This is a genomic window from Kribbella sp. NPDC026611, assembly GCF_040638345.1.
GTDB lineage: Bacteria > Actinomycetota > Actinomycetes > Propionibacteriales > Kribbellaceae > Kribbella.
The window spans coordinates 48,938-67,520 of the sequence record NZ_JBEZYC010000006.1 but is presented as its reverse complement, the minus strand read 5'-3'; the positions used below and the strand labels follow the sequence as shown (position 1 = coordinate 67,520).

Below are 18,583 nucleotides of genomic sequence, written 5' to 3'. Positions count from 1 at the left end.
GCCGGCCGTTGCCAGCCCGTTAGTCGGCCAGTGCAGGCCCGGCGGTCGGCTCGTGCGAACTCTCAGTCGGCGGCGAGGTCTCAGTTGGCTGCGAGCTCTCGGTCGGCTGGGGGCTGTCGGTCGGTGCGGGGGCGAGGACGAAGATCAGGGCCGATGCGGCGACGATCACGCCGGCGAGGGCGATTACCCAGGCGGTCGTCGAGCGCAGCATCAGCGCTCCGATCGCGGCCTCGGCGAACATCGCGGCGATGCAGTACATCGACGCCGAACAGCACCCCGCACCCGACGAGAACCTCCGCCTGTACCCCGAAAACGACCCCCAACCAACGCCGGGCGTGCGATTCCAACCCCCGCGCCGCCCAGCCGCCGACCAGCGAGCCGAGCACGAACCCCACCACCGCCGCCACCGGCGGCCCCACCTTGAACCCCGACCCCGGATCCACCGCGAAGCCGAGGAACACGACATTCCCGGTCATGTTCGCGACGAAGGTATGACCGAGCTTGAGATAGCTCACCGCGTCGATCAACCCCGTGGCCGCGGTCAGCCCCAAGAACCCCGCAACCTCCCACCGCGCCCCCACCGGACTATCCATGCCAGCCAGCCTAGAGCCGCCCCAGCCAGGCAAAGCCGTGCGACCAGATACAGGCGAACCAGCCAGACAGAGCCGGCCAGGGTAGAGCAGGGGCTACTTGATCGGGCGGAGGGTGAATGGGTAGCGGAACTTGGAGCCGGCCGCTGTGGCGAGGCCGCCGATGCCGGTGAGGAGGAACCACAGGATGCCGAGGATCGGGAACAGGAATCCGGTGAACCCATGGGTGATCCCCGTGATCACGCCAAGCGCAGCGAACGCAGCGACCGCGGTCAGCTGGAAGTTGAGCGCCTCGACTGCGTGCCGTCGTACCGCGGGGTTCCTCTGGCCGGTGGTCGCGACGATGAGCGCCGGGCCGACGAAGAAGGTCGGGTAGCCGAGCCAGTGCGCGATCGTGCCCATCCCGCGGCCGTCGCTCTGGTACTGCTGCAGCGGCGCCGGGCGGGTGAAGGCAGCGGGGGCGTACGTCGGGACCGGGCGGGAGACGAGGCCGTCGAACGTGCTGTTGAGCTCGGCCCGGGTGCGCGCCTGCAGTGCCTTCTCCAGCCGCAGATCGAACTCCATGTGTTCGATCCGGCCGTCGGCGTACATCTCTTTCAGGATCTCGACGGCGCGATCCCGCTGCGCCGGCGTCACCAGCAGCTCTGAAGTGGACATACCCCCACTCTGCGCCGCCCCAGCCCCCCACCCCATCGGGTTCAGCCCGGACCAATCCCTGAGCAAACCCCTGTCAGCCGCGGCGGGTTCGGTCGGTTAGGGCTCTTTGGGCTTCTCGGTTGGCTTGGCGTTCGGCTAGGGAGTGGCGTTTGTCGTAGTCCTTCTTGCCGCGGCCGGTGGCCAGTTCGACCTTGGCGTAGCCGTCTTTGAAGTACAGCGACAGCGGGATCAGGGAGACGCCCTGCTGTTCGACCGCGCGGATCAGCTTCGCCAGTTCGTCCTTGTGCAACAACAGCTTGCGGGTACGGCGGGGTTCGTGGTTGGTCCAGGTGCCGTGTTTGTACTCCGGGATGTGCATGCCCTGGAGCCACAGCTCGTTCCCCCGGACGGCGGCGAACGCGTCGACGAGGGAGGCCCGGCCTTGGCGGAGGGACTTGACCTCAGTCCCTGTCAGCACCAGACCGGCCTCCACCACGTCTTCGATGTGGTAGTCGTGTCGCGCCTTCCGGTTCTGCGCGATCGGCTTCTCCTGGCCGGTCTGTTTCACCATTCGACCAGTATCGCAGGTACGTCAGAGCCACTTCATCGGATTAACCACGCGGCCGTCCTGGTACACCATGAAGTGCAAGTGACAGCCCGTGGAGTACCCCGTCGTCCCGGACCACGCGATGATCTCGCCGCGCGAGACGCGCTCGCCGACATGCGCCTTGTACCGCGACAAGTGGTTGTAGACCGTGGTGATCGAGTCCCCGTCCATCACTCCGTGTGAAATGAACAGCCGGTTCCCGTAACCACCGTTGTAGTACTTGTCCGTCACCACCCCGTCGGCCGCGGCGCGGACCGGCGTACCGCACGGTGCCCGGAAGTCCGTCCCGTCGTGCAGCTTCCAGTAGTGCAGCACCGGGTGGAACCGCATCCCGTACGGCGACGTGATGTAACTGCTCACCGGATAGCTCAAGCCACCATCGGAGGGCTCCGGAATGTTCCGCGGCGGCCGATGCTCGCGCCGAGCCTTCTCCCGCTCCGCCTTCTCCTCGGCAGCCTTCCGCCGAGCCGCCGCGGCCTTCTCAGCGCGAGCCCGCGCGATCAGGATCTGCTCGACCCGGGACCGCTCCCGCAGCAGCGAGTTGTACTGCGCCAGCTCGGAGTTCTTCTCCTTCTCCGCAGCCTTGAACGCCGTCAGCTTGACCGCGGTGACCGCAGCCGCCTCGGCCTTGTCCGCCGCGACCTGCTTGGTCAGCTCGGTCACCGCCTGCACGGTCCGAGCAGCCGCGGCACGAGCCGCCGCGGCGTCCGTCTCCGCCGCCGCGACCTTGACCCGCTTGCTCGAGAGCTCGGCCTGCGCGTCGTTGAGGGCCGTGATCGCGTTGCCCTGGATGCCGAAAACGTTCCGCTGCACCTGCATCCCGGTCGCAATATCGGCCGGCTGAGCACCGCGCAGCACGATCGACAGCCCCACCAGGCTGTTCTGCTGCTGGTACGCCGACCGTACGGCGCGCCCCGCCACGGAACGCTTCTCCGCGATCAGCTTCTCGCCCGCCTCGACATCGGCGACCGCCACCTTCAGCGCCGCCTCGGCCGCGGCAAGCTTGCCCGCCGCAACGGCATCGGCAGCCTGAGCCGCAGCCAGCTTGCCCTGCGCAACGGCGTACCGCGCCTGCACAGCCTGGAGTTTCACGACCGCTTGGTTGTAGGCGGCAACGGACTTGCCGAGCTGGTCGGACGCGTCGTCGAGGTCGGCCTTCTGCTGACCGATCTGCGAGTCGAGCTGTTTCTTCTTGGCGGCGGGGTCCGGGTCCGCCGCCTGCGCGGACGGGACCGCCGCCACTGCTCCGATGGACAGGGACAGGACAAGGCAGCATGCGGCGACGACCGTCTGCCGGCCCTGCGGTCTGGGGCGCGATCGCGGGTACGGCGGTGCGGAGGTGCCGGTGCTGTCGTCTCGCTTGATGCTCCCCCGCCTACGCGGGTTCGCACCGGGGAAGTGCGGGACCACAGGTCGACCCCTTGCTCTGGGTGAAGTTGTTGTGCGGTACAGAAGTGACTGCTGTTACTCCTGTTACCGCACGATAAGGCACCCGGGTCAGACTTTGAGGTATTTCCGCGTTGTCAGGAATGTCGGGATCACGGCCAGGATCAGGCCGACCACGACCATGATCAGCGTGGCGCGGAAGGTTTCGGTCGCTCCGACCCACTGCCAGACCCGGAACGTCTCCTGGGCCCGCTGCATGACCACGAAGTACACCCCGACCCACAGGGTGCCGCAGGCAAAGACCGCGCCCACCAAGGCGGCCAGCACCGCCTCCAGCAGGAACGGCAGCTGGATGTAGAAGTTCGAGGCGCCCACCAGGCGCATGATGCCTATCTCTCGTCTTCGTGCGTACGCCGCCAACCGGATCGTGTTCGAGATCTGCATCAGCGCCGCGACCAGCAGCAGCGCGGCCGCGATCAGGGCCCCGACTTGCAACCCGTTCAACGCCTTGAAGAGTGGATCGAGGTACTGGCGCAGGTCCTGGACCGTGTCCACCCCGGGCAGGCCGCTCACCGCGCTGACCAGGTTCTGGTAGCGCTGTGGATCCTTCAGCTTGACCCGGAACGACTCCTGCATCTGGTCCTCGGTGACCGTGCTGACGATCGGCGAGTCCTTGTACAGCTTCTTGAACGAGTCGAACGCTTCCTTCTTCGACTCCGAGAAGACGCCGTCCGGCGCGGTGTCGGGGTTGGTCTGGATGACCTGCTGGATCCGATTCTTCTGCTCCTGGCTCACCTCGGCGCCCGAGCAGCCGCGGCCGCCGGAGTCCTTGGTGCAGAGGAAGACCGAGATCTGGATCTTGTCGTACCAGTTCCCCTTCATCAGGTCGACCTGCTCGCGGGCGAGCAGCGCGCTGCCGAACAGCGACAGCGAGACCCAGATGGTGACGACGACCGCGATCGTCATCGACATGTTCCGCTTCAGCCCGATGCCGAGGTCCGAGAGGATGTAGTTCAAACGCATTCTTCGTCAGGTCCCTGTCCGTCAGTGCTGGTAGCCGTAGACGCCGCGCGACTCGTCACGGACGACATGACCGTTCTCCAGCTCGATGACGCGTTTGCGCATCTGGTTCACGATCGAGACGTCGTGGGTGGCCATCACCACGGTGGTGCCGGTCCGGTTGATCCGGTCCAGCAGCTTCATGATGCCTTCGGACGTCGCCGGGTCCAGGTTTCCGGTCGGCTCGTCGGCGATCAGGATCATCGGGCGGTTCACGAACGCGCGCGCGATCGCGACCCGCTGCTGCTCACCACCGGACAGCTCGTCCGGCAGCCGGTCCTGCTTGCCGTCCAGCCCGACCAGCTCGAGTACTTCGGGCACGGTCTTGCGGATGTGCTGGCGCGGTTTGCCGATCACCTGCAGGGCGAACGCGACATTCTCCGCCACGGTCTTGTTCGGCAGCAGCCGGAAGTCCTGGAAGACGGTGCCGATCTGCCGGCGCATCTGCGGGATCCGCCAGCTGGCCAGCCGGTTCAGGTCCTTGCCGGCCACCATGATGTGGCCCTTGGACGTCCGCTGCTCGCGCAGCACCAGGCGCAGGAACGTCGACTTGCCGGACCCGGAGGTACCGACCAGGAAGACGAACTCGCCTTTCTCGATGTCGACGTTGACGTTCAGCAAGGCCGCACGGGCCTGACCCTCGTACGTCTTGGACACATTCTCGAAGCGGATCACGGGTTCATCCGGCCGTGGTCGGGAACAGGGAGCGACGCGACGGTAACCACGAAGGGCACCGTACGCCACGTGAGCGGCCGGCGATCAGTCTAGGCGCTCCCCGGCGCGCCGCCGACCAGACCTGCCGCACCGAACCCCCGCGTCCGATACCCGGTGCACGAAGGCGCCGGCCGGAAAGCCCCCTACGCGTCCGACAAGCGCGCGATCGTCGCCGAGGCCCGCCGGACGATCGGCACCGGACCTTCGGGCAGGACATCGCCGATGAACGTGTAGTGCTTGAGTACGTCGGGATCGACGTCGCCCGGGCGGTGCCGGCTGTGGTCGCGGACCCAGTCGATGATGTCGCCCCAGCCCGGCGCGGCCAGCGAGCCGCCGAAGTGCTGGACCGAGAGCCCCGCGCACAGGTTGCTGAACGCCAGCCGATGCGCGAGCGGCCAGCCCCGCAGCGTTCCAAGCACCAGCGACGCCAGGAAGACGTCACCCGCACCGGTCGGGTCGTACGACCGGACCGGCAGCGCCGGCACCTGCTCCTCCTCACCGGTCTCCGAGTCGATCGCGAGTACGCCGGAGGCGCCGTTCGTCACCACCGCAAGCGGCACGCGGTCGGCCAGCTTGTGCAGCGCGGCCTTCGGCGAGTCGGTCCGCGTGTACGCCATCGCCTCGGCCGCGTTCGGGGTGAACGCGTGGAAACCCTCCAGTACGTCGAGAACCGCGGGCGACCACTCGTCCGTCGGGTCCCAGCCGACGTCGCCGAACAACAGCGCACCGGACTGCTGGGCCTCGCGCGTCCAACCGGGCAGGTCCTCGGCGACGGGCACGATCGCGGAGCGGGTCTTCAGCCCGGGACCGACCAGTTTGCTCGGGTCGCCGGGCGCTTCGTGCGCGTGCGTGACCATCGCCCGGTCGCGGTCGATCGACATCGAGATCGTCACCGGCGAGTGCCAGTGGCCGATCCGGCGCGAGTGCGACAGGTCCACGCCCTCCTGGTCGGCGAGGGTCCGCCAGCAGAAGTCGGCGTACGCGTCGTCGCCGAAGACCGTGGCCAGGCCGGTGCTCAGGCCGAGCCGGGAGGCCGCGATCGCGAAGTTGGCCACGCCGCCGGGGCAGGAACCCATGCCCTCGGCGAAGATCTCGGTGCCGGTGGTCGGGGCGGACTCCAGGCCGGTCATGACAATGTCGAGGAAGACAGTCCCCTGCACGAACACGTCGTAGGTGTCCGGTTGCTCCGTCACGGTGACACCGCTCCTTGTCATTCTGTGATCGTCCACGGATCGTCCACGGGTCGTCCACGTCGATCTGTCGGTGGCGGGTGGGATGCTCCTTCGTAGCATCATCAGCCGGTCATCACCACGACATTCGCCTGTTGCCGAACAGAACGGGCGCGAGAGGAGTTGTGTGATTCCCACCTGGATCTCGATCGTGGGTGTCGTGATGACGGTGCTGAGTCCGTTGCTCGCTCTCGGTGGCGTCATGCTCGGGTCGTACCTGGTGCGCAAGTCGGACCGCGAGCTCGACACCTGGCGGCACCGCGAGGAGACGATGCGGATGGTGCGCTGGGCGGTCGAGCAGATTCTCGAGGGCACCGACGGCGGCACGGACGCCGGTGTGGTCACGCTGCGCTCACTGATGCGCTCGGAGTTGTTACAGCCCGAGGACTACGACCTGGTCGCCGCGCTGACCGGTGCGGTAGCGATCGACCGCGTCGGCCCGGCCGCGTACGCTGATATCGCGGAGGCGGATATCGAGGTCGTCGAGGGAGACAGTGACCATGGCTGAGAAGAAGACCGTCAAGGTCTCGCGCCAGGCGGTCGAGCTGGCCCGCTTGCACGTCGAGGCCGCCCGTCGCGCCGGCCGCAAGCCCGACGCGGGCGTCGCCCGGATCGCGGGCGCCCGGCCCGACAACGGCAACGGGACAACGGCGCCGGCACCGGCCTGATCCGCCGTACCTGCCCGCCCGGATCGCTGGGCGGAAATTGCCGCCGGAAGGCACCGGCCTCGACGTAGGGTCGTCGGGTGGGCACGGGCTGTGGGACCGTGCCGGACTGGGAGACGGCGTGATGAGTGCTGGGATCAGCAGGCGGCAGGTGCTCGGGTTCGGGGCCGGACTGGCCGCGATGGCAGTGGCCGGGTGCGGCTCGAACAGCGGACGGACGTCCAGCGGCGGCGGGGACAAGCCGACGCTCCAGCAGTGGTACCACCAGTACGGCGAAGCCGGCACGCAGCAGGCCGTCGAGCGGTACGCGAAGGCCTACCCGGACGCCACCGTCGCCGTCCAGTGGTCGCCCGGCGACTACGACAAGAAGGCCTCGACGGCGTTGCTGACCAATCAGGGTCCGGACGTGTTCGAGTACGCGAACGGCCCGACGATCGACATGATCAAGGCCGGTCAGGTGGTCGAGCTCACCGACCTGATGGGTGACGCCAAGGCCGACTTCAACCCGGCGCTGATCGAGCGGATGTCGTACCAGGGCAAGCTGTACGGGATCCCGCAGGTCGTCGACATGCAGCTGCTCGTGTACCGGAAGAGCCTGCTCAGCGCGGCCGGCGTACAGCCTCCGCAGACCGTCGACGACTTGATCGCCGCCGCGAAGAAGCTGACCACCGGCAAGATGAAGGGCCTGTTCGTCGGCAACGACTCGGGCGTCGGCGTGATCGGCGGACCGGCGTTGTGGGCGGCGGGGCTCGACTACCTGACCCCGGACAACCAGTTCGGCTTCGACGACCCCAAGGCGTTCGAGTCCTTGGCGAAGCTTCGTGAGCTGTTCGCGGCGAAGGTGTTGTTGCTGGGGGCACCGACCGACTGGTCCGACCCGGCCGCGTTCACGCAGGGCCTGACCGCGATGCAGTTCACCGGGCTGTGGACGCTGCCGGTGATCGAGAAGGCGCTGAAGGACGACTTCGGCGTCCTCCCCTGGCCGAAGCTGAACGCGACCACCGGTAAGCCGAGCGTCCCGATCGGCGCATACGCCGCCTGCGTCAACGCGAAGTCGAAGAACGTCGACGCGGCGAAGAAGTTCGTGAAGTGGCTGTGGGTCGACCAGACCGACGACCAGCTCGACTTCGCGCAGTCCTACGGCTTCCACCTGCCGGCCCGGCAGAGCCTGGCCGCGAAGGCCGACAGGCTGAAGTCCGGACCGGCCGCCGACGCGGTCAAGCTGCTCACCGAGAACGGCCACGCCCAGAACCCGATCCTCTGGTCCCCCAAGGCCAGTACGGCGTACTCCGACGCGCTCGGCCGCATCATCCGCAACGGCGCCGACCCCGCGACCGAGATCAAGAAGGTCCGCCAGGTCACCGAGGCCGAGCTGAAGCGAATCACCGGCTGATGGACCTCCGACCGCTGACAGCCGACGACCGCGAGCTGATCGAGCTGGCCCGCCGGACCGTCGACGCGAACACCGACGGGCCGGACGGCGTCTACACGATGGGCGCCGCGGTCCGCGGTGCCGACGGCCGGATGTACGCCGGCATCAACCTGTACCACTTCACCGGCGGCCCCTGCGCCGAACTGGTCGCCCTCGGCCGGGCCCGCGCCGAAGGCGCCCGCGAGCTCACCACGATCGTGGCTGTAGGCAACGAAAACCGCGGCGTGGTCGGCCCGTGCGGACGGGACCGGCAGATCCTGTTCGACTACCACCCAGCCATTCGGGTCCTGCTGCCGACGGCCGACGGACCGCGATCGGTCGCGATCACCGATCTGCTGCCGGCAGCGTTCCCGTGGAGCCCGTGAGTGAAACCTCGCCGGCACGGAACCACCAGGTGATCGCTTCCGCCTCGAGCAGGCCCGCTTGCACGGCCGGATCGTCGGCCGCGTGCCGGCGGGCCTCGTCGATACCGGTTCGGTAGACGCACAGACCCCGCAGTACCTGGTCGTCGTGGTCGCGGAACGGGCCGGCGGCACCCATCACGCCGTCCGCGCGGAGCCGGTCGAGGAAATCCAGGTGGGCCTGCTGAATCCGGTCGGTCTCCGCCTCGGACAGGCCCGCGGGCGTGGCCGGGCGGCGGAGGAGGATCAGGGTCAGGCTTTCCATCCCGGGCCGGGGCGGCGTGCTCATGCGAGCCGCTGCGAGAGCATGAAGGTGTTGCCGTCCGGGTCGTAGAACGTCGCGAGGCGGACGTCCTCGCCGATCTGCCGGGTCTCGCCGTCGAAGCGGGTGTCCAGCGACTCCAGGTGCGCGCGGGACCTGTCGATGTCCCGCACCCCGAAGGTGACCACGACCCCGCCGTCGGTCGTCGGGCGCTCGACCTCGCCGAGGCCGATCGTGATCCCGGGCAGCGGCGTGCTCAGCTCGGCCCAGCCCCAGGACTCCAGCCGGCGCACGACCTCGAAGCCGAGCGCCTGCGCGTACCACTGCAGCGACCGCTCCAGGTCGGAAACCTCCAGCGCGCAGACCGCGCGCCCGTCGTACTCGATCCCACCCATAGTCTCGTTTTTATACTAGGATTACTTTCGTGTCAACGCTCGCCCGCCTGGTCCACTTCCGCTGGGCCGTCCCGGTGCTGGCGGAGCTGTATCGCGGCCGCGGTGGGCGGTTCGTGAACCTCACGCACACGCTCGGGGTGAGTCGGGAGTCGTTGCGGCGGACGCTCGCGTTCCTGCTCGAGAGCGGGCTGATCGAGCGGAACCCGGGCAAGGGGCACCCGTTGCGGCCGGAGTACCTGCTGCTCTCCACCGAGCTGGGCGCGGCCGCCGATCGACTGATCGAACTGCTGGAAGAGTTGGACGTCACCGAGGTCGGGTTGAAGAAATGGTCGCTGCCCACGCTGGTCCTGCTCAGCACCGAGCAACGCTTCTCTCAGCTGCGGAGAGCGCTCTCTGAGGTCTCCAACCGCGCGCTGACGCTGACCTTGAAGGATCTCGAAGCGGCCGGCCTGCTCACCCGCTCGGTCACCACGGACTATCCGCCGGCGACGGTGTACGCGGCGACTGCCTCAGGTCTCCGTCTGGCACGGGCGGCCGAGGGGCTCAGAACGCCGGGATGATGTCCTTGCCGTACGCCGCGAGCGTCTCCTCCTTCGCGTCGTGCTGGAGGTAGACGGCGAACTGGTCCACGCCGAGTTGTTTGAGCTCCTCCAGGCGGGCGAGGTGGTTCTCGACCGGGCCGAGGATGCAGAAGCGGTCGACCACCTCGTCGGGGACGAAGTCGGTGTGGGTGTTGCCGGCGCGGCCGTGTTCGGCGTAGTCGTAGCCTTTGCGACCTTCGATGTAGTCGGTGAGGGCCTGGGGTACGGCGCCGCTTGCGCCGTACCGCGCCACGATGTCCGCGACGTGGTTGCCGACCATGCCGCCGAACCATCTCGTCTGCTCGCGCTGGTGGGCGAGGTCGTCACCGACGTACGCCGGCGCTGCCACGCAGAACTTGATCGCCATCGGGTCCCGGCCGGCCTCCTCGGCGGCGCGGCGTACCGCGGCGATCATCCAGGCGGCGATGTCGGGGTCGGCGAGCTGGAGGATGTAGCCGTCGCCGACCTCGCCGGTCGCCTGCAGAGCCTTCGGGCCGTACGCCGCGACCCAGACGTCGAGCGCGCCGTCGTTGACCCAGGAGAACTTGAGCTGCTGGCCGCGGTACGAGACGGTCTCGCCGCGGGCGAGCGAGCGGACGACCTCGACGCACTGCTTCATCTCCGCGATCGTGCCCGGCTGCGCGCCGAGCGTGCGCAGGGCCGAGTCGCCGCGGCCGATCCCGCAGATCGTCCGGTTGCCGAACATCTCGTTGAGGGTGGCGAACTGGGACGCGATCACGGTCCAGTCGCGGGTCCCCGGGTTCGTCACCATCGGCCCGACGATCACCCGGCGGGTGGTCGCCAGGATCTGGCTGTAGATGACGAACGGCTCCTGCCAGAGCAGGTGCGAGTCGAACGTCCACACGTACCCGAACCCGGCGTCCTCCGCCTTCCCCGCAAGCTCCACCACCGTGGACGCGGGCGGATCACACTGAAACACCACACCGAAGTCCACGGATCCCCCTACATGAGATACGACGACAGGCCGCGCTTGAGGAACTTGCCGCGGCCCTTGTGGCCATGGTAGTTGCCGTCAGCCACGATGACCTCGCCGCGCGACACCACCGTGCCCACCCGGCCCTGGATCTCGACCCCTTCGTACGCCGAGTAGTCCATGTTCATGTGGTGCGTCTCGACGCCGATCCGGGTCGTACCGGCCGGGTCGTAGATCACCAGGTCGGCGTCCGAACCGGGCTGGATGATGCCCTTCTGCGGGTACAGCCCGAACATCCGGGCCGGCGTGGTCGCAATCGTCTCGACCCAGCGCTCCAGCGACAGCTGGCCGTCGACGACACCTTGGTAGATCAGGTCGACGCGGTGCTCGACGCCGCCGATCCCGTTCGGGATCTTCGAGAAGTCGCCGAGGCCGAGCTCCTTCTGGTCCTTCATGCAGAACGGGCAGTGGTCGGTGGAGACGATCGCGAGGTCGTTGTTCCGAAGACCCTTCCAGAGATCGCGCTGGTGGTGCTCGTGCTTGCTCCGCAGCGGCGTCGAGCAGACCCACTTCGCGCCCTCGAACCCGGGCGCGCCGAGCTGGTCCTCCAGCGTCAGGTAGAGGTACTGCGGGCACGTCTCGGCGAACACGTTGCGGCCCTGGTCCCGAGCCTCGGCGACCTTGGCGAGCGCCTGGCTCGCGGACAGGTGGACGATGTAGAGCGGGCAGTCGTTCGCCACCTCGGCCAGGGCGATCGCGCGGTTCACCGCCTCGGCCTCGAGCGCGGTCGGCCGGGTGATGCCGTGATAGATCGGGTCGGTCTCGCCACGCTGGATCGCCTGCTGCACGAGGACGTCGATGGCGATGCCGTTCTCGGCGTGCATCATGATCATCGCGCCGTTCTCCCGCGCGGTCTGCATCGCACGGAGGATCTGCCCGTCGTCGGAGTAGAAGACGCCTGGGTAGGCCATGAACAGCTTGAAGCTGGTGATGCCCTCGTCCGCGACCAACTGGTCCATCGCCTTCAACGCGTCCGCGTCGACCCCGCCGAGGATCATGTGGAACGCGTAGTCGATGTGGCACTCGCCGTCCGCCTTGGCGTGCCAGGCCGCGAGCCCGTCCTGGACGACCTCACCGGTCCGTTGGACGGCGAAGTCGATGATCGTCGTCGTACCGCCGTACGCCGCGGCGCGGGTGCCGGTGTCGAACGTGTCGCTGGCCGCCGTACCGCCGAACGGCAGCTGCATGTGCGTGTGCGCGTCGATCCCGCCCGGGATCACGTACTTGCCTCCTGCATCGATCACCTCGTCGGCGGTGATCGCCGGGGTGAACGACGGGTCGAGGAGCGCGACGATCCGCTCGCCCTCGATCAGCACGTCCGCGATTCTTGTACCGGTCGGTCCAACAACGGTTCCACCCTTGACCAGCAACGACATCCTTGGTCCCCCTTTACGGCTTGGTCAGGTCCTCGTAGGCGTCGGGGCGGCGGTCGCGGTAGAACTGCCAGCGGTCGCGGACGGTGTCCAGCAGGCTGAGGTCCAGGTCGCGGACGATCAGCTCCGGATCGTGGTCGTGCCCGGGGTCGCCGACGAACTTGCCCTCCGGGTCGACGAAGTACGACGTACCGTAGAAGTCGTTGTCGCCGAGGTCGGACTCGATACCGACCCGGTTGATCGCGCCGACGAAGTACTCGTTGGCGACCGCGGAGGCGGGCTGCTCGAGCTTCCACAGGTACGCCGAGAGTCCGCGGCTGGTGGCGGACGGGTTGAACACGATCTTGGCGCCGGCGAGCCCGAGCGCGCGCCAGCCCTCGGGGAAGTGCCGGTCGTAGCAGATGTAGACGCCGATCCGCCCGACCGCGGTGTCGAACACCGGGTACCCGAGGTTGCCCGGGCGGAAGTAGAACTTCTCCCAGAACCCCTTGACCTGCGGAATGTGCGTCTTCCGGTACTTCCCGAGATAGGTGCCGTCGGCATCGATCACGGCCGCGGTGTTGTAGAGCACGCCCGCCTGCTCCTGCTCGTACACCGGCAGCACCATCACCATGCCGAGCTCCTTGGCCAGGGCCGCGAACCGCTCGGTGGTGGGGCCCGGCACCGACTCCGCGTACTCGTAGTACGCCGTGTCCTGCACCTGACAGAAGTAGGGCCCGTAGAACAGCTCCTGGAAGCAGATCACCCGCGCACCCTGCCCGGCGGCCTGCCGCGCATACTCCTCGTGCGCCTTGATCATGGACTCCTTGTCACCCGTCCACGACGTCTGAACGAGTGCAGCCCTGACAACCTCCGCCACAGGAACCTCCCAAGTCGCCGAGCCCCCATGCTCCATCCGCTCCCCCACACCCGTCAACGGATCCCGGCGACGGGGTGGGGCGGGGCGGGTCAGAAGACGGCGATGGCTGCGACGACGGCGATCAGGATGACCGCTGCGCCGATGATCGCGAGGATCCGGCCGTTGAGTTTGGGCTCGGTGGTGGTCTCGGCCTCGCCCTCGTTGACGAAGGCGCGGAACATCTGCGTGCTCGCGCCGGGGTCCTGCTCGTTCTGCACGTCGGGAACGTTCTGGTCAGCCATGGCCCCAGACCCTACCGCCCACCCGGCCGGCCGCCGGTTAAGACCCCGTCAAAAACGTCTGTCGCGTCAACCTTTCGGCGATGTACCATTTGGTACATGAGATTCGATCACTCGAGCACGATCCAGGCCGCACCCGAGCGGGTGTGGGAGGTGTTCAGCGACGTCGAGCGGTGGCCCGAGTGGACCCCGACCGTCGACCAGGTCGAGCGGCTCGACGCCGGCCGGATCCATCTCGGCGCCCGGACCCGCATCCGCCAGCCGAAGCTCCCGGTCGCGATCTGGGAGGTGACCGAGCTGAAGGAGGGCGAGTACTTCGAGTGGGTCTCGAAGGCCCCGGGCATCAGGACCACCGGCATCCACCGCGTGACCGGTACGCCGGACGGCACGGTCGCGACCGCCACGATCATCCAGGAGGGCCCGCTCGGCCGGATCTTCGGCAAGCTGTACGCGAACCTGACCAAGCGCTACATCGCGATCGAGACCCAGAAGCTGAAGGAGGCCTGCGAGTGAAGGAGCGAAGCGAGTTCACTCCAGCAAGCACAGCGTCCCGCGGCGAAGCCGCGCCCGCAGCGAAGCGAGGACGTGGTTGAGTCGGGAGACGCTACTGAGTGATGCGGTAGAGCACTTCGCCAAGAACGGGATCGGCGACGCCAGCCTGCGCAGCATCGCGCAGGCCGTCGGTACCAGCCATCGGATGCTGATCTATCACTTCGGCTCCCGCGAGGGCCTCCTCGCCGAGGTGGTCCGCACCGTCGAGCAGCAGCAACGCGACCTGCTGGCCGAGATCACCGAGACCGATCGGCCGCTGGCAGAGCAGAACGAGCTCTTCTGGCGACGGGTCACCGAGGCGACCCTCATCTACGGCCCGCTGTTCTTCGAGCTCAGCGCCCACGCGATGCAGGACCTCCCGCACACCGAGGCGCTCAAGGCCGATCTGATCAACGTCTGGCTCCCGCCGCTGACCGAGCTCTGCGTGCGAGCCGGCATCCCGCCCGACGAAGCACCGGCGTACGCGCGTCTCGGCCTGGCAGCGGCCCGCGGTCTCCTCTTCGACCTCCTGCTGACCGGCGATCAAGCAGCGGTGGATGAAGCGACCGCGCTGCTCAACCGCCTGTTCACGCCGGCTCGGTAGGCCGCGCCACCCATCCGGCCACGATCGGCAGCCGCGACTCGCGCAGTACGGCGGCGAACGCGAACGGCTGGTCGAAGACGACCTCGAGCCGCCGCTCATGACTGGTGACCATCGCGGCCCGCGTCATCGCCATCGCCGTCACCGCCGCCGCCTCGAACCCGGTCGCGAAGAACCGCGCCAGCACCTTCTGCCGGGCCTCCCCGACCTGCAACGGCGTGGGGCTCAGCGCACTGAACAGCCCAGGCGACGACGCGACTGCCCCCAGCCCGAAGACCTCCGCGGGCGACTCCAGCAGATCGTGCTCGACCTCGATGCTGAACGACGGCAGCGCGACCTTGAGATCCGGCCGAGCCGACGTGGTCTGCCCGATCCTGAGCCCGGGCCCCGGCTGATCCTGCAAGATCAGCTCACTACCGGGTACGCCGTCATCCGGCCGCGCCGCCGCAGCGAGCAAACCAGCGAGCACGTCCGCTGACCCGATCCCGAGCAGTACGTCGACATCCGCATCCCCGCGCACGGTGACCACGGTCAGGTCGTCGTACCGCCGTACCGCATCCAGGTCGCCGTCCGTCCGCTCGAGCCAGTGCCACGACCCGGCCCACGGACCACCGGACACCCGCCGGACCTGTTCGGTGAACGGACGCACCCACGTCGTCCGCAGCATCAGCGCCGACGCGAGCACCAGCATCACGTCCGGATTCAGCGCGACCGGCATCTCCCGAATCAGGTCGTCGGTGTGCTCGGCCGCCCAGGCGTCGAGCTTCGCCTTGTCCACGGACACGTTCCCGGTCAGCAACCCGACCAGCGGCGCCGGCATCACGCTGTCGAAGGACTCGGCCAGCTTCAGCTGTTCACTCACCCACACGCCCAGCGCGCCGTGCAGGTCCGCCGAGCCCTCGATCGCCTCGACCAGCCGGATCGCGTCCTGCCCGGCCCTCGATGCGTCGACGCCCGCGGCAGCCGCCAGCTCGGACCGGCCAGGCTCGTCCGCAGCCGTCGCCAGCAACGCGACCAGCGGCCAAACGCCGAGCCCGGACACCACAGTGTTGCCACCGGAAGGGAGCGTCCGCGCCCAGCGGGTGGTGAGATCGTTGACTGCGCGCACCACGTCGGCGTCCATACCTCCACAGTGCCACACCCCTCTCAGACAACCGCTTCCTCGGCGGCTACACCGTGAGCAACCTCGTTCCGCGGGGGACGGCGTCGTACGACGGTGCAGGCCATACCGCCGATGATCAGCACCGCGGCGATCCCCTGCTGCAGTCCGACCCGCTCGCCGCGCAGTACCCACGCGGCAGCCATGCCGACCACCGGGACCAGCAACGAGAACGGCGCGACCGTGCTCGCGTCGTACTGCCGCAACAGGTAGCCCCACAGGCCGAAACCGAAGAGTGTGGCGGCGTAGGCGAGGTAGGCGATGGCACCGATTTCGCTGAAGCTCACCTGGTGCAGGGCTTCGAGATCGGCGCTCACCCCCTCGGTCAGAGCCGACAGAACGAGCAGCGGTACGACGGCCACCGCACTGACCCAGACCATGAAGCGCAGCGTGTCCGGCGGCTTGGCGTACCGGGTGATCGTGTTGGAGATGCCCCAGAAGACCGCTGCGGCGATCACGAGCAGCAGCGCACCGACGGGCGTGGCGAGCTCGCCCTCCAGGATGATCAACGCCAGGCCGACGCAGGCGATCACGATGCCGGTGAGCTGAGCCGGCCGCGGCCGCTCGCGCAGTACGGCGATCGCGAACAGGACAGTGAAGATCACCTGCGACTGCAGCACGAGCGACGCCAGCCCGGCCGGGACGCCGTGATCCATCGCGATGAAGAGCAGACCGAACTTCGCGACGCCGAGCGCGAGCCCGACGCCAATGACGTACCGCCACGGCACTCGCGGTTTGCCGAGCAGGAAGATCGCCGGGACAGCGGCGAGGAAGAACCGCAGCGCGGACAGCAGCAGCGGTGGAACGCCTTCCAGACCGACCTCGATCACGACGAAGTTGATCCCCCAGACGATCACGACCGCGAGGGCGAGGAGCAGGTCACGAGGCTTCATGCGCTCCAGTGTGTGGCGCCGTACACTTAAGGACCAGCACCGGTTTCTACTGCTATCGATGTAGGAGTGCTACATGATTGATCTCGGTCGGCTGCGCGCCCTGCACGCGGTCGCGCAGTACGGATCCGTCAACCGCGCGGCCGAGGTCCTCGGCTACACCCCCTCGGCGGTCTCGCAGCAGCTCGCCAAACTGGAGCGCGAGACCCGGACCACACTGATCGAGAAGCAGGGCCGCGGCATCGCGCTCACCGACGCCGCGCAGCAGCTCGCCGGCACGGCGGCCCGGATTCTCGAGCTGGTCGAGGACGCCGAGCTCACTCTGGAGGAACACCGCGGACAGCCGATCGGGACGCTGAGGCTGGCGGCCTTCCCCACGGCCGCCCGCGGACTGTTGCCTTCGGCCTTGACCAGGCTGCAGGACTACCAGGATCTCGACGTCCGGATGATCGAGACCGATCCGTTCGAGGCCGTTGCCGCGGTCAACCGGGGCGAGGTCGACATCGCCATCGTCCACGACTGGCACAACACCCCACTGATCCTGCCGGACGGCCTGTCCCGGGCGAAGCTCGGTTCGGACCCTGCCGATGTCCTGGTTCCGGCGGCGCATCGCCTGGCCGGCAAAGAGTTCGTCCGCGCCGAGGACCTGGTCGGTGAGCGCTGGATCTGCCAGGTGGCCGGATCCATCTGCCACGAATGGTTGCTGCGCACGATGCGCCGCGCCGGTGTCGAACCGGACGTCGCCTATTCGGTCGCGGAGTACCAGACCCAGCTCGCGATGCTCGCCCGCGGCCTCGGGATCGGCCTGCTCCCGCGTCTCGGCCGCGGCCCGGTCCCCGACGGCGTCGTCGTCATACCGCTGCAGCCCGCGCCGAGCCGCCGGCTGTACGCCGTCTGGCGCACGACGACCTCCCGCCGCCCGGCGATCGCCGTCACCCTGCAGACCTTGAAAGCCGCCTGGCCGTCCCGTGACACGGCCTGATCACCTTGCGTCGACGAGGTGCCGGAGTTTGGCTTCGGTCTCCTCGTCGAACGCCGTGTAGATGGTGACCCGGAGCGGTCCGAGCTGCGACAGCCACAGGTTGATCGGGTCGATCCGGAGGATCCCCGTCCCGTCGATCTCGAGCACCTTGGTCCGGGTGCTCGGCGCGGCCACCTCGTACCGCTCCCAGAGCTCGGCGAAGTACGGCGAGCTGCTCAGCAGGCCCTGGATCAGCTCCTGCCACATCGCCTCGCCGAGGTGGTCCGCGGACGCCGACCGGAACGCCGCCACCATGTGCAGCTTGGTGCTCTCCGCATCGACGAAGCTGCACTTCCACTCGTCGGAGACGAAGTTCAGCCAGAGCAGGTTCCGCTCCTCGACCGGGACCTGCTTCAGGTCGAGCACCACTTTGCAGTAGGCCTCGTTGAACGCGAGGATGTCGTACCGGTCGTTCATCACCAGCGCCGGGTACGGCGAGACCGCGTCGAGCGTCTTCTGGACCGTCGGCGGCAGCGCCGTACAGGCTCCCGGCGCCGGGCCCAGGCGCAGCCCTGCCAGCCGGAACAGGTGATTGCGCTCCTGCCGGTCGAAGCGCAGCGCGTTCGCGATCGCGTCCAGGACCTGCGCCGACACGTTGATGTCGCGGCCCTGCTCGAGCCAGGTGTACCAGGTGACTCCGACTCCGGCGAGCAGCGCGACCTCCTCCCGGCGGAGACCCGGCGTACGGCGTCGTCCGCCCGGCGCGAAGCCGACCTCGTCCGGCCGGATCCGCTCGCGGCGGCTGCGGAGGAACACGCCCAGCTCCCGCTGCTGCGCGGCCCCGTCGCGCTGCGACTCCTCAGCGACCTCAGCGATCTTGTCGGTGCTGGCTGGGAGGGTGGTCATGGTGCCATCATGACGCGGGAGCTACCCGGGTGCCAGGTGGTGTCAGTAATAGGATAACCAGGCTCTCACCACCA

The 18,583-nt window shown here is 68.3% G+C and carries 24 protein-coding genes; 8 read left to right on the top strand and 16 right to left on the bottom strand.

What is annotated here, in order from left to right; genetic code table 11:
- Positions 1-80: 80 nt before the first annotated feature.
- The 7 genes from AB0E69_RS24550 to AB0E69_RS24520 all read right to left on the bottom strand — a co-directional run bounded on the left by AB0E69_RS24550 (position 81) and on the right by AB0E69_RS24520 (position 6,185).
- Positions 81-551 carry a YoaK family protein gene (locus tag AB0E69_RS24550; RefSeq protein ID WP_360150311.1) on the bottom strand — a complete coding sequence of 157 codons (471 nt, stop codon included), beginning with the start codon at positions 549-551 and terminating at the stop codon, positions 81-83.
- A gap of 135 nt (positions 552-686) precedes the next feature.
- A complete protein-coding gene (locus AB0E69_RS24545; RefSeq protein ID WP_360150308.1) occupies positions 687-1,247 on the bottom strand; it encodes a DUF1707 and DUF4870 domain-containing protein in 561 nt (186 codons plus the stop codon).
- 73 nt (positions 1,248-1,320) lie between these two features.
- Positions 1,321-1,797, bottom strand: a complete 477-nt coding sequence (gene smpB, locus AB0E69_RS24540) for an SsrA-binding protein SmpB (RefSeq protein ID WP_360150305.1) — start codon at positions 1,795-1,797, stop codon at positions 1,321-1,323.
- Positions 1,798-1,818: 21 nt separating this feature from the next.
- The gene (locus AB0E69_RS24535; RefSeq protein ID WP_360150302.1) at positions 1,819-3,075 is read right to left on the bottom strand and encodes a M23 family metallopeptidase; all 1,257 of its coding nucleotides are present in this window, start codon (positions 3,073-3,075) and stop codon (positions 1,819-1,821) included.
- A gap of 255 nt (positions 3,076-3,330) precedes the next feature.
- Positions 3,331-4,242, bottom strand: coding sequence for a permease-like cell division protein FtsX (gene ftsX, locus AB0E69_RS24530; protein WP_360150299.1), 912 nt, complete (start codon positions 4,240-4,242; stop codon positions 3,331-3,333).
- Positions 4,243-4,263: 21 nt separating this feature from the next.
- On the bottom strand, positions 4,264-4,953 hold the full coding sequence (gene ftsE / locus AB0E69_RS24525; RefSeq protein WP_360150296.1) for a cell division ATP-binding protein FtsE: 690 nt from the start codon (positions 4,951-4,953) through the stop codon (positions 4,264-4,266).
- A gap of 182 nt (positions 4,954-5,135) precedes the next feature.
- Positions 5,136-6,185 (bottom strand): PfkB family carbohydrate kinase, encoded by a 1,050-nt coding sequence (locus AB0E69_RS24520; protein ID WP_360150293.1) that lies wholly within the window; start codon positions 6,183-6,185, stop codon positions 5,136-5,138.
- A 163-nt stretch (positions 6,186-6,348) separates the two neighbouring features.
- Here AB0E69_RS24520 and AB0E69_RS24515 point away from each other — a divergent pair, with 163 nt between their 5' ends.
- From AB0E69_RS24515 to AB0E69_RS24500, 4 genes are all read left to right on the top strand, one after another.
- Positions 6,349-6,729 (top strand): hypothetical protein, encoded by a 381-nt coding sequence (locus AB0E69_RS24515; protein WP_360150290.1) that lies wholly within the window; start codon positions 6,349-6,351, stop codon positions 6,727-6,729.
- Positions 6,722-6,889 carry a hypothetical protein gene (locus tag AB0E69_RS24510; RefSeq protein ID WP_360150287.1) on the top strand — a complete coding sequence of 56 codons (168 nt, stop codon included), beginning with the start codon at positions 6,722-6,724 and terminating at the stop codon, positions 6,887-6,889. Before AB0E69_RS24515 ends, AB0E69_RS24510 begins: the two co-directional genes overlap by 8 nt.
- A 121-nt stretch (positions 6,890-7,010) precedes the next feature.
- Positions 7,011-8,279 carry a sugar ABC transporter substrate-binding protein gene (locus tag AB0E69_RS24505; protein WP_360150284.1) on the top strand — a complete coding sequence of 423 codons (1,269 nt, stop codon included), beginning with the start codon at positions 7,011-7,013 and terminating at the stop codon, positions 8,277-8,279.
- A complete protein-coding gene (locus tag AB0E69_RS24500) occupies positions 8,279-8,683 on the top strand; it encodes a cytidine deaminase (RefSeq protein ID WP_360150281.1) in 405 nt (134 codons plus the stop codon). Before AB0E69_RS24505 ends, AB0E69_RS24500 begins: the two co-directional genes overlap by 1 nt.
- Here AB0E69_RS24500 and AB0E69_RS24495 read toward each other — a convergent pair.
- Both AB0E69_RS24495 and AB0E69_RS24490 read right to left on the bottom strand, forming a co-directional pair.
- Positions 8,643-9,008 carry a YciI family protein gene (locus AB0E69_RS24495; protein ID WP_360150278.1) on the bottom strand — a complete coding sequence of 122 codons (366 nt, stop codon included), beginning with the start codon at positions 9,006-9,008 and terminating at the stop codon, positions 8,643-8,645. The two genes, AB0E69_RS24500 and AB0E69_RS24495, sit on opposite strands and share 41 nt — an antisense overlap.
- Positions 9,005-9,376, bottom strand: a complete 372-nt coding sequence (locus AB0E69_RS24490; RefSeq protein ID WP_360150275.1) for a VOC family protein — start codon at positions 9,374-9,376, stop codon at positions 9,005-9,007. Before AB0E69_RS24490 ends, AB0E69_RS24495 begins: the two co-directional genes overlap by 4 nt.
- A gap of 29 nt (positions 9,377-9,405) precedes the next feature.
- Between AB0E69_RS24490 and AB0E69_RS24485 the strand changes: the two genes are divergently transcribed.
- Complete coding sequence (locus AB0E69_RS24485) at positions 9,406-9,936, top strand: winged helix-turn-helix transcriptional regulator (protein ID WP_360150272.1); 531 nt, start codon at positions 9,406-9,408, stop codon at positions 9,934-9,936.
- On the opposite strand, the gene AB0E69_RS24480 is transcribed toward AB0E69_RS24485, so the two are convergent.
- From AB0E69_RS24480 to AB0E69_RS24465, 4 genes are all read right to left on the bottom strand, one after another.
- Positions 9,920-10,912: a TIGR03842 family LLM class F420-dependent oxidoreductase gene (locus tag AB0E69_RS24480; RefSeq protein ID WP_360150269.1), complete on the bottom strand. Its 993-nt coding sequence runs from the start codon at positions 10,910-10,912 to the stop codon at positions 9,920-9,922. The two genes, AB0E69_RS24485 and AB0E69_RS24480, sit on opposite strands and share 17 nt — an antisense overlap.
- An 8-nt stretch (positions 10,913-10,920) precedes the next feature.
- Positions 10,921-12,327 (bottom strand): dihydropyrimidinase, encoded by a 1,407-nt coding sequence (hydA, locus tag AB0E69_RS24475; RefSeq protein ID WP_360150266.1) that lies wholly within the window; start codon positions 12,325-12,327, stop codon positions 10,921-10,923.
- A 13-nt stretch (positions 12,328-12,340) separates the two neighbouring features.
- Complete coding sequence (locus AB0E69_RS24470) at positions 12,341-13,183, bottom strand: nitrilase-related carbon-nitrogen hydrolase (RefSeq protein WP_360150263.1); 843 nt, start codon at positions 13,181-13,183, stop codon at positions 12,341-12,343.
- A gap of 89 nt (positions 13,184-13,272) precedes the next feature.
- Complete coding sequence (locus tag AB0E69_RS24465; protein ID WP_360150260.1) at positions 13,273-13,464, bottom strand: hypothetical protein; 192 nt, start codon at positions 13,462-13,464, stop codon at positions 13,273-13,275.
- 96 nt (positions 13,465-13,560) lie between these two features.
- Between AB0E69_RS24465 and AB0E69_RS24460 the strand changes: the two genes are divergently transcribed.
- Together AB0E69_RS24460 and AB0E69_RS24455 are read left to right on the top strand one after the other, a co-directional pair.
- Entirely contained in the window at positions 13,561-13,974 is a 414-nt protein-coding gene (locus AB0E69_RS24460) for an SRPBCC family protein (RefSeq protein WP_360150258.1), read from the top strand.
- Between the two features lie 76 nt (positions 13,975-14,050).
- Positions 14,051-14,596: a TetR family transcriptional regulator gene (locus tag AB0E69_RS24455; RefSeq protein WP_360150255.1), complete on the top strand. Its 546-nt coding sequence runs from the start codon at positions 14,051-14,053 to the stop codon at positions 14,594-14,596.
- On the opposite strand, the gene AB0E69_RS24450 is transcribed toward AB0E69_RS24455, so the two are convergent.
- Both AB0E69_RS24450 and AB0E69_RS24445 read right to left on the bottom strand, forming a co-directional pair.
- The gene (locus tag AB0E69_RS24450; protein ID WP_360150252.1) at positions 14,580-15,716 is read right to left on the bottom strand and encodes a serpin family protein; all 1,137 of its coding nucleotides are present in this window, start codon (positions 15,714-15,716) and stop codon (positions 14,580-14,582) included. The genes AB0E69_RS24455 and AB0E69_RS24450 overlap by 17 nt on opposite strands.
- A gap of 23 nt (positions 15,717-15,739) precedes the next feature.
- Positions 15,740-16,645, bottom strand: coding sequence for an EamA family transporter (locus tag AB0E69_RS24445; RefSeq protein WP_360150249.1), 906 nt, complete (start codon positions 16,643-16,645; stop codon positions 15,740-15,742).
- 73 nt (positions 16,646-16,718) lie between these two features.
- Here AB0E69_RS24445 and AB0E69_RS24440 point away from each other — a divergent pair, with 73 nt between their 5' ends.
- Complete coding sequence (locus AB0E69_RS24440) at positions 16,719-17,624, top strand: LysR family transcriptional regulator (protein ID WP_360150246.1); 906 nt, start codon at positions 16,719-16,721, stop codon at positions 17,622-17,624.
- On the opposite strand, the gene AB0E69_RS24435 is transcribed toward AB0E69_RS24440, so the two are convergent.
- Positions 17,625-18,509, bottom strand: coding sequence for a helix-turn-helix transcriptional regulator (locus tag AB0E69_RS24435; RefSeq protein ID WP_360150243.1), 885 nt, complete (start codon positions 18,507-18,509; stop codon positions 17,625-17,627).
- Positions 18,510-18,583: the final 74 nt, after the last annotated feature.

What these genes read in the sequence shown, in the direction of transcription:
- AB0E69_RS24545 (WP_360150308.1), bottom strand. Translation starts at nt 1,247, where the DNA reads ATGTCCACTTCAGAGCTGCTGGTGACGCCGGCGCAGCGGGATCGCGCC.
- smpB (WP_360150305.1), bottom strand. Translation starts at nt 1,797, where the DNA reads ATGGTGAAACAGACCGGCCAGGAGAAGCCGATCGCGCAGAACCGGAAG.
- ftsX (WP_360150299.1), bottom strand. Translation starts at nt 4,242, where the DNA reads ATGCGTTTGAACTACATCCTCTCGGACCTCGGCATCGGGCTGAAGCGG.
- AB0E69_RS24510 (WP_360150287.1), top strand. Translation starts at nt 6,722, where the DNA reads ATGGCTGAGAAGAAGACCGTCAAGGTCTCGCGCCAGGCGGTCGAGCTG.
- AB0E69_RS24505 (WP_360150284.1), top strand. Translation starts at nt 7,011, where the DNA reads ATGAGTGCTGGGATCAGCAGGCGGCAGGTGCTCGGGTTCGGGGCCGGA.
- AB0E69_RS24500 (WP_360150281.1), top strand. Translation starts at nt 8,279, where the DNA reads ATGGACCTCCGACCGCTGACAGCCGACGACCGCGAGCTGATCGAGCTG.
- AB0E69_RS24495 (WP_360150278.1), bottom strand. Translation starts at nt 9,008, where the DNA reads ATGAGCACGCCGCCCCGGCCCGGGATGGAAAGCCTGACCCTGATCCTC.
- AB0E69_RS24490 (WP_360150275.1), bottom strand. Translation starts at nt 9,376, where the DNA reads ATGGGTGGGATCGAGTACGACGGGCGCGCGGTCTGCGCGCTGGAGGTT.
- hydA (WP_360150266.1), bottom strand. Translation starts at nt 12,327, where the DNA reads ATGTCGTTGCTGGTCAAGGGTGGAACCGTTGTTGGACCGACCGGTACA.
- AB0E69_RS24465 (WP_360150260.1), bottom strand. Translation starts at nt 13,464, where the DNA reads ATGGCTGACCAGAACGTTCCCGACGTGCAGAACGAGCAGGACCCCGGC.
- AB0E69_RS24460 (WP_360150258.1), top strand. Translation starts at nt 13,561, where the DNA reads ATGAGATTCGATCACTCGAGCACGATCCAGGCCGCACCCGAGCGGGTG.
- AB0E69_RS24450 (WP_360150252.1), bottom strand. Translation starts at nt 15,716, where the DNA reads ATGGACGCCGACGTGGTGCGCGCAGTCAACGATCTCACCACCCGCTGG.
- AB0E69_RS24445 (WP_360150249.1), bottom strand. Translation starts at nt 16,645, where the DNA reads ATGAAGCCTCGTGACCTGCTCCTCGCCCTCGCGGTCGTGATCGTCTGG.
- AB0E69_RS24440 (WP_360150246.1), top strand. Translation starts at nt 16,719, where the DNA reads ATGATTGATCTCGGTCGGCTGCGCGCCCTGCACGCGGTCGCGCAGTAC.
- AB0E69_RS24435 (WP_360150243.1), bottom strand. Translation starts at nt 18,509, where the DNA reads ATGACCACCCTCCCAGCCAGCACCGACAAGATCGCTGAGGTCGCTGAG.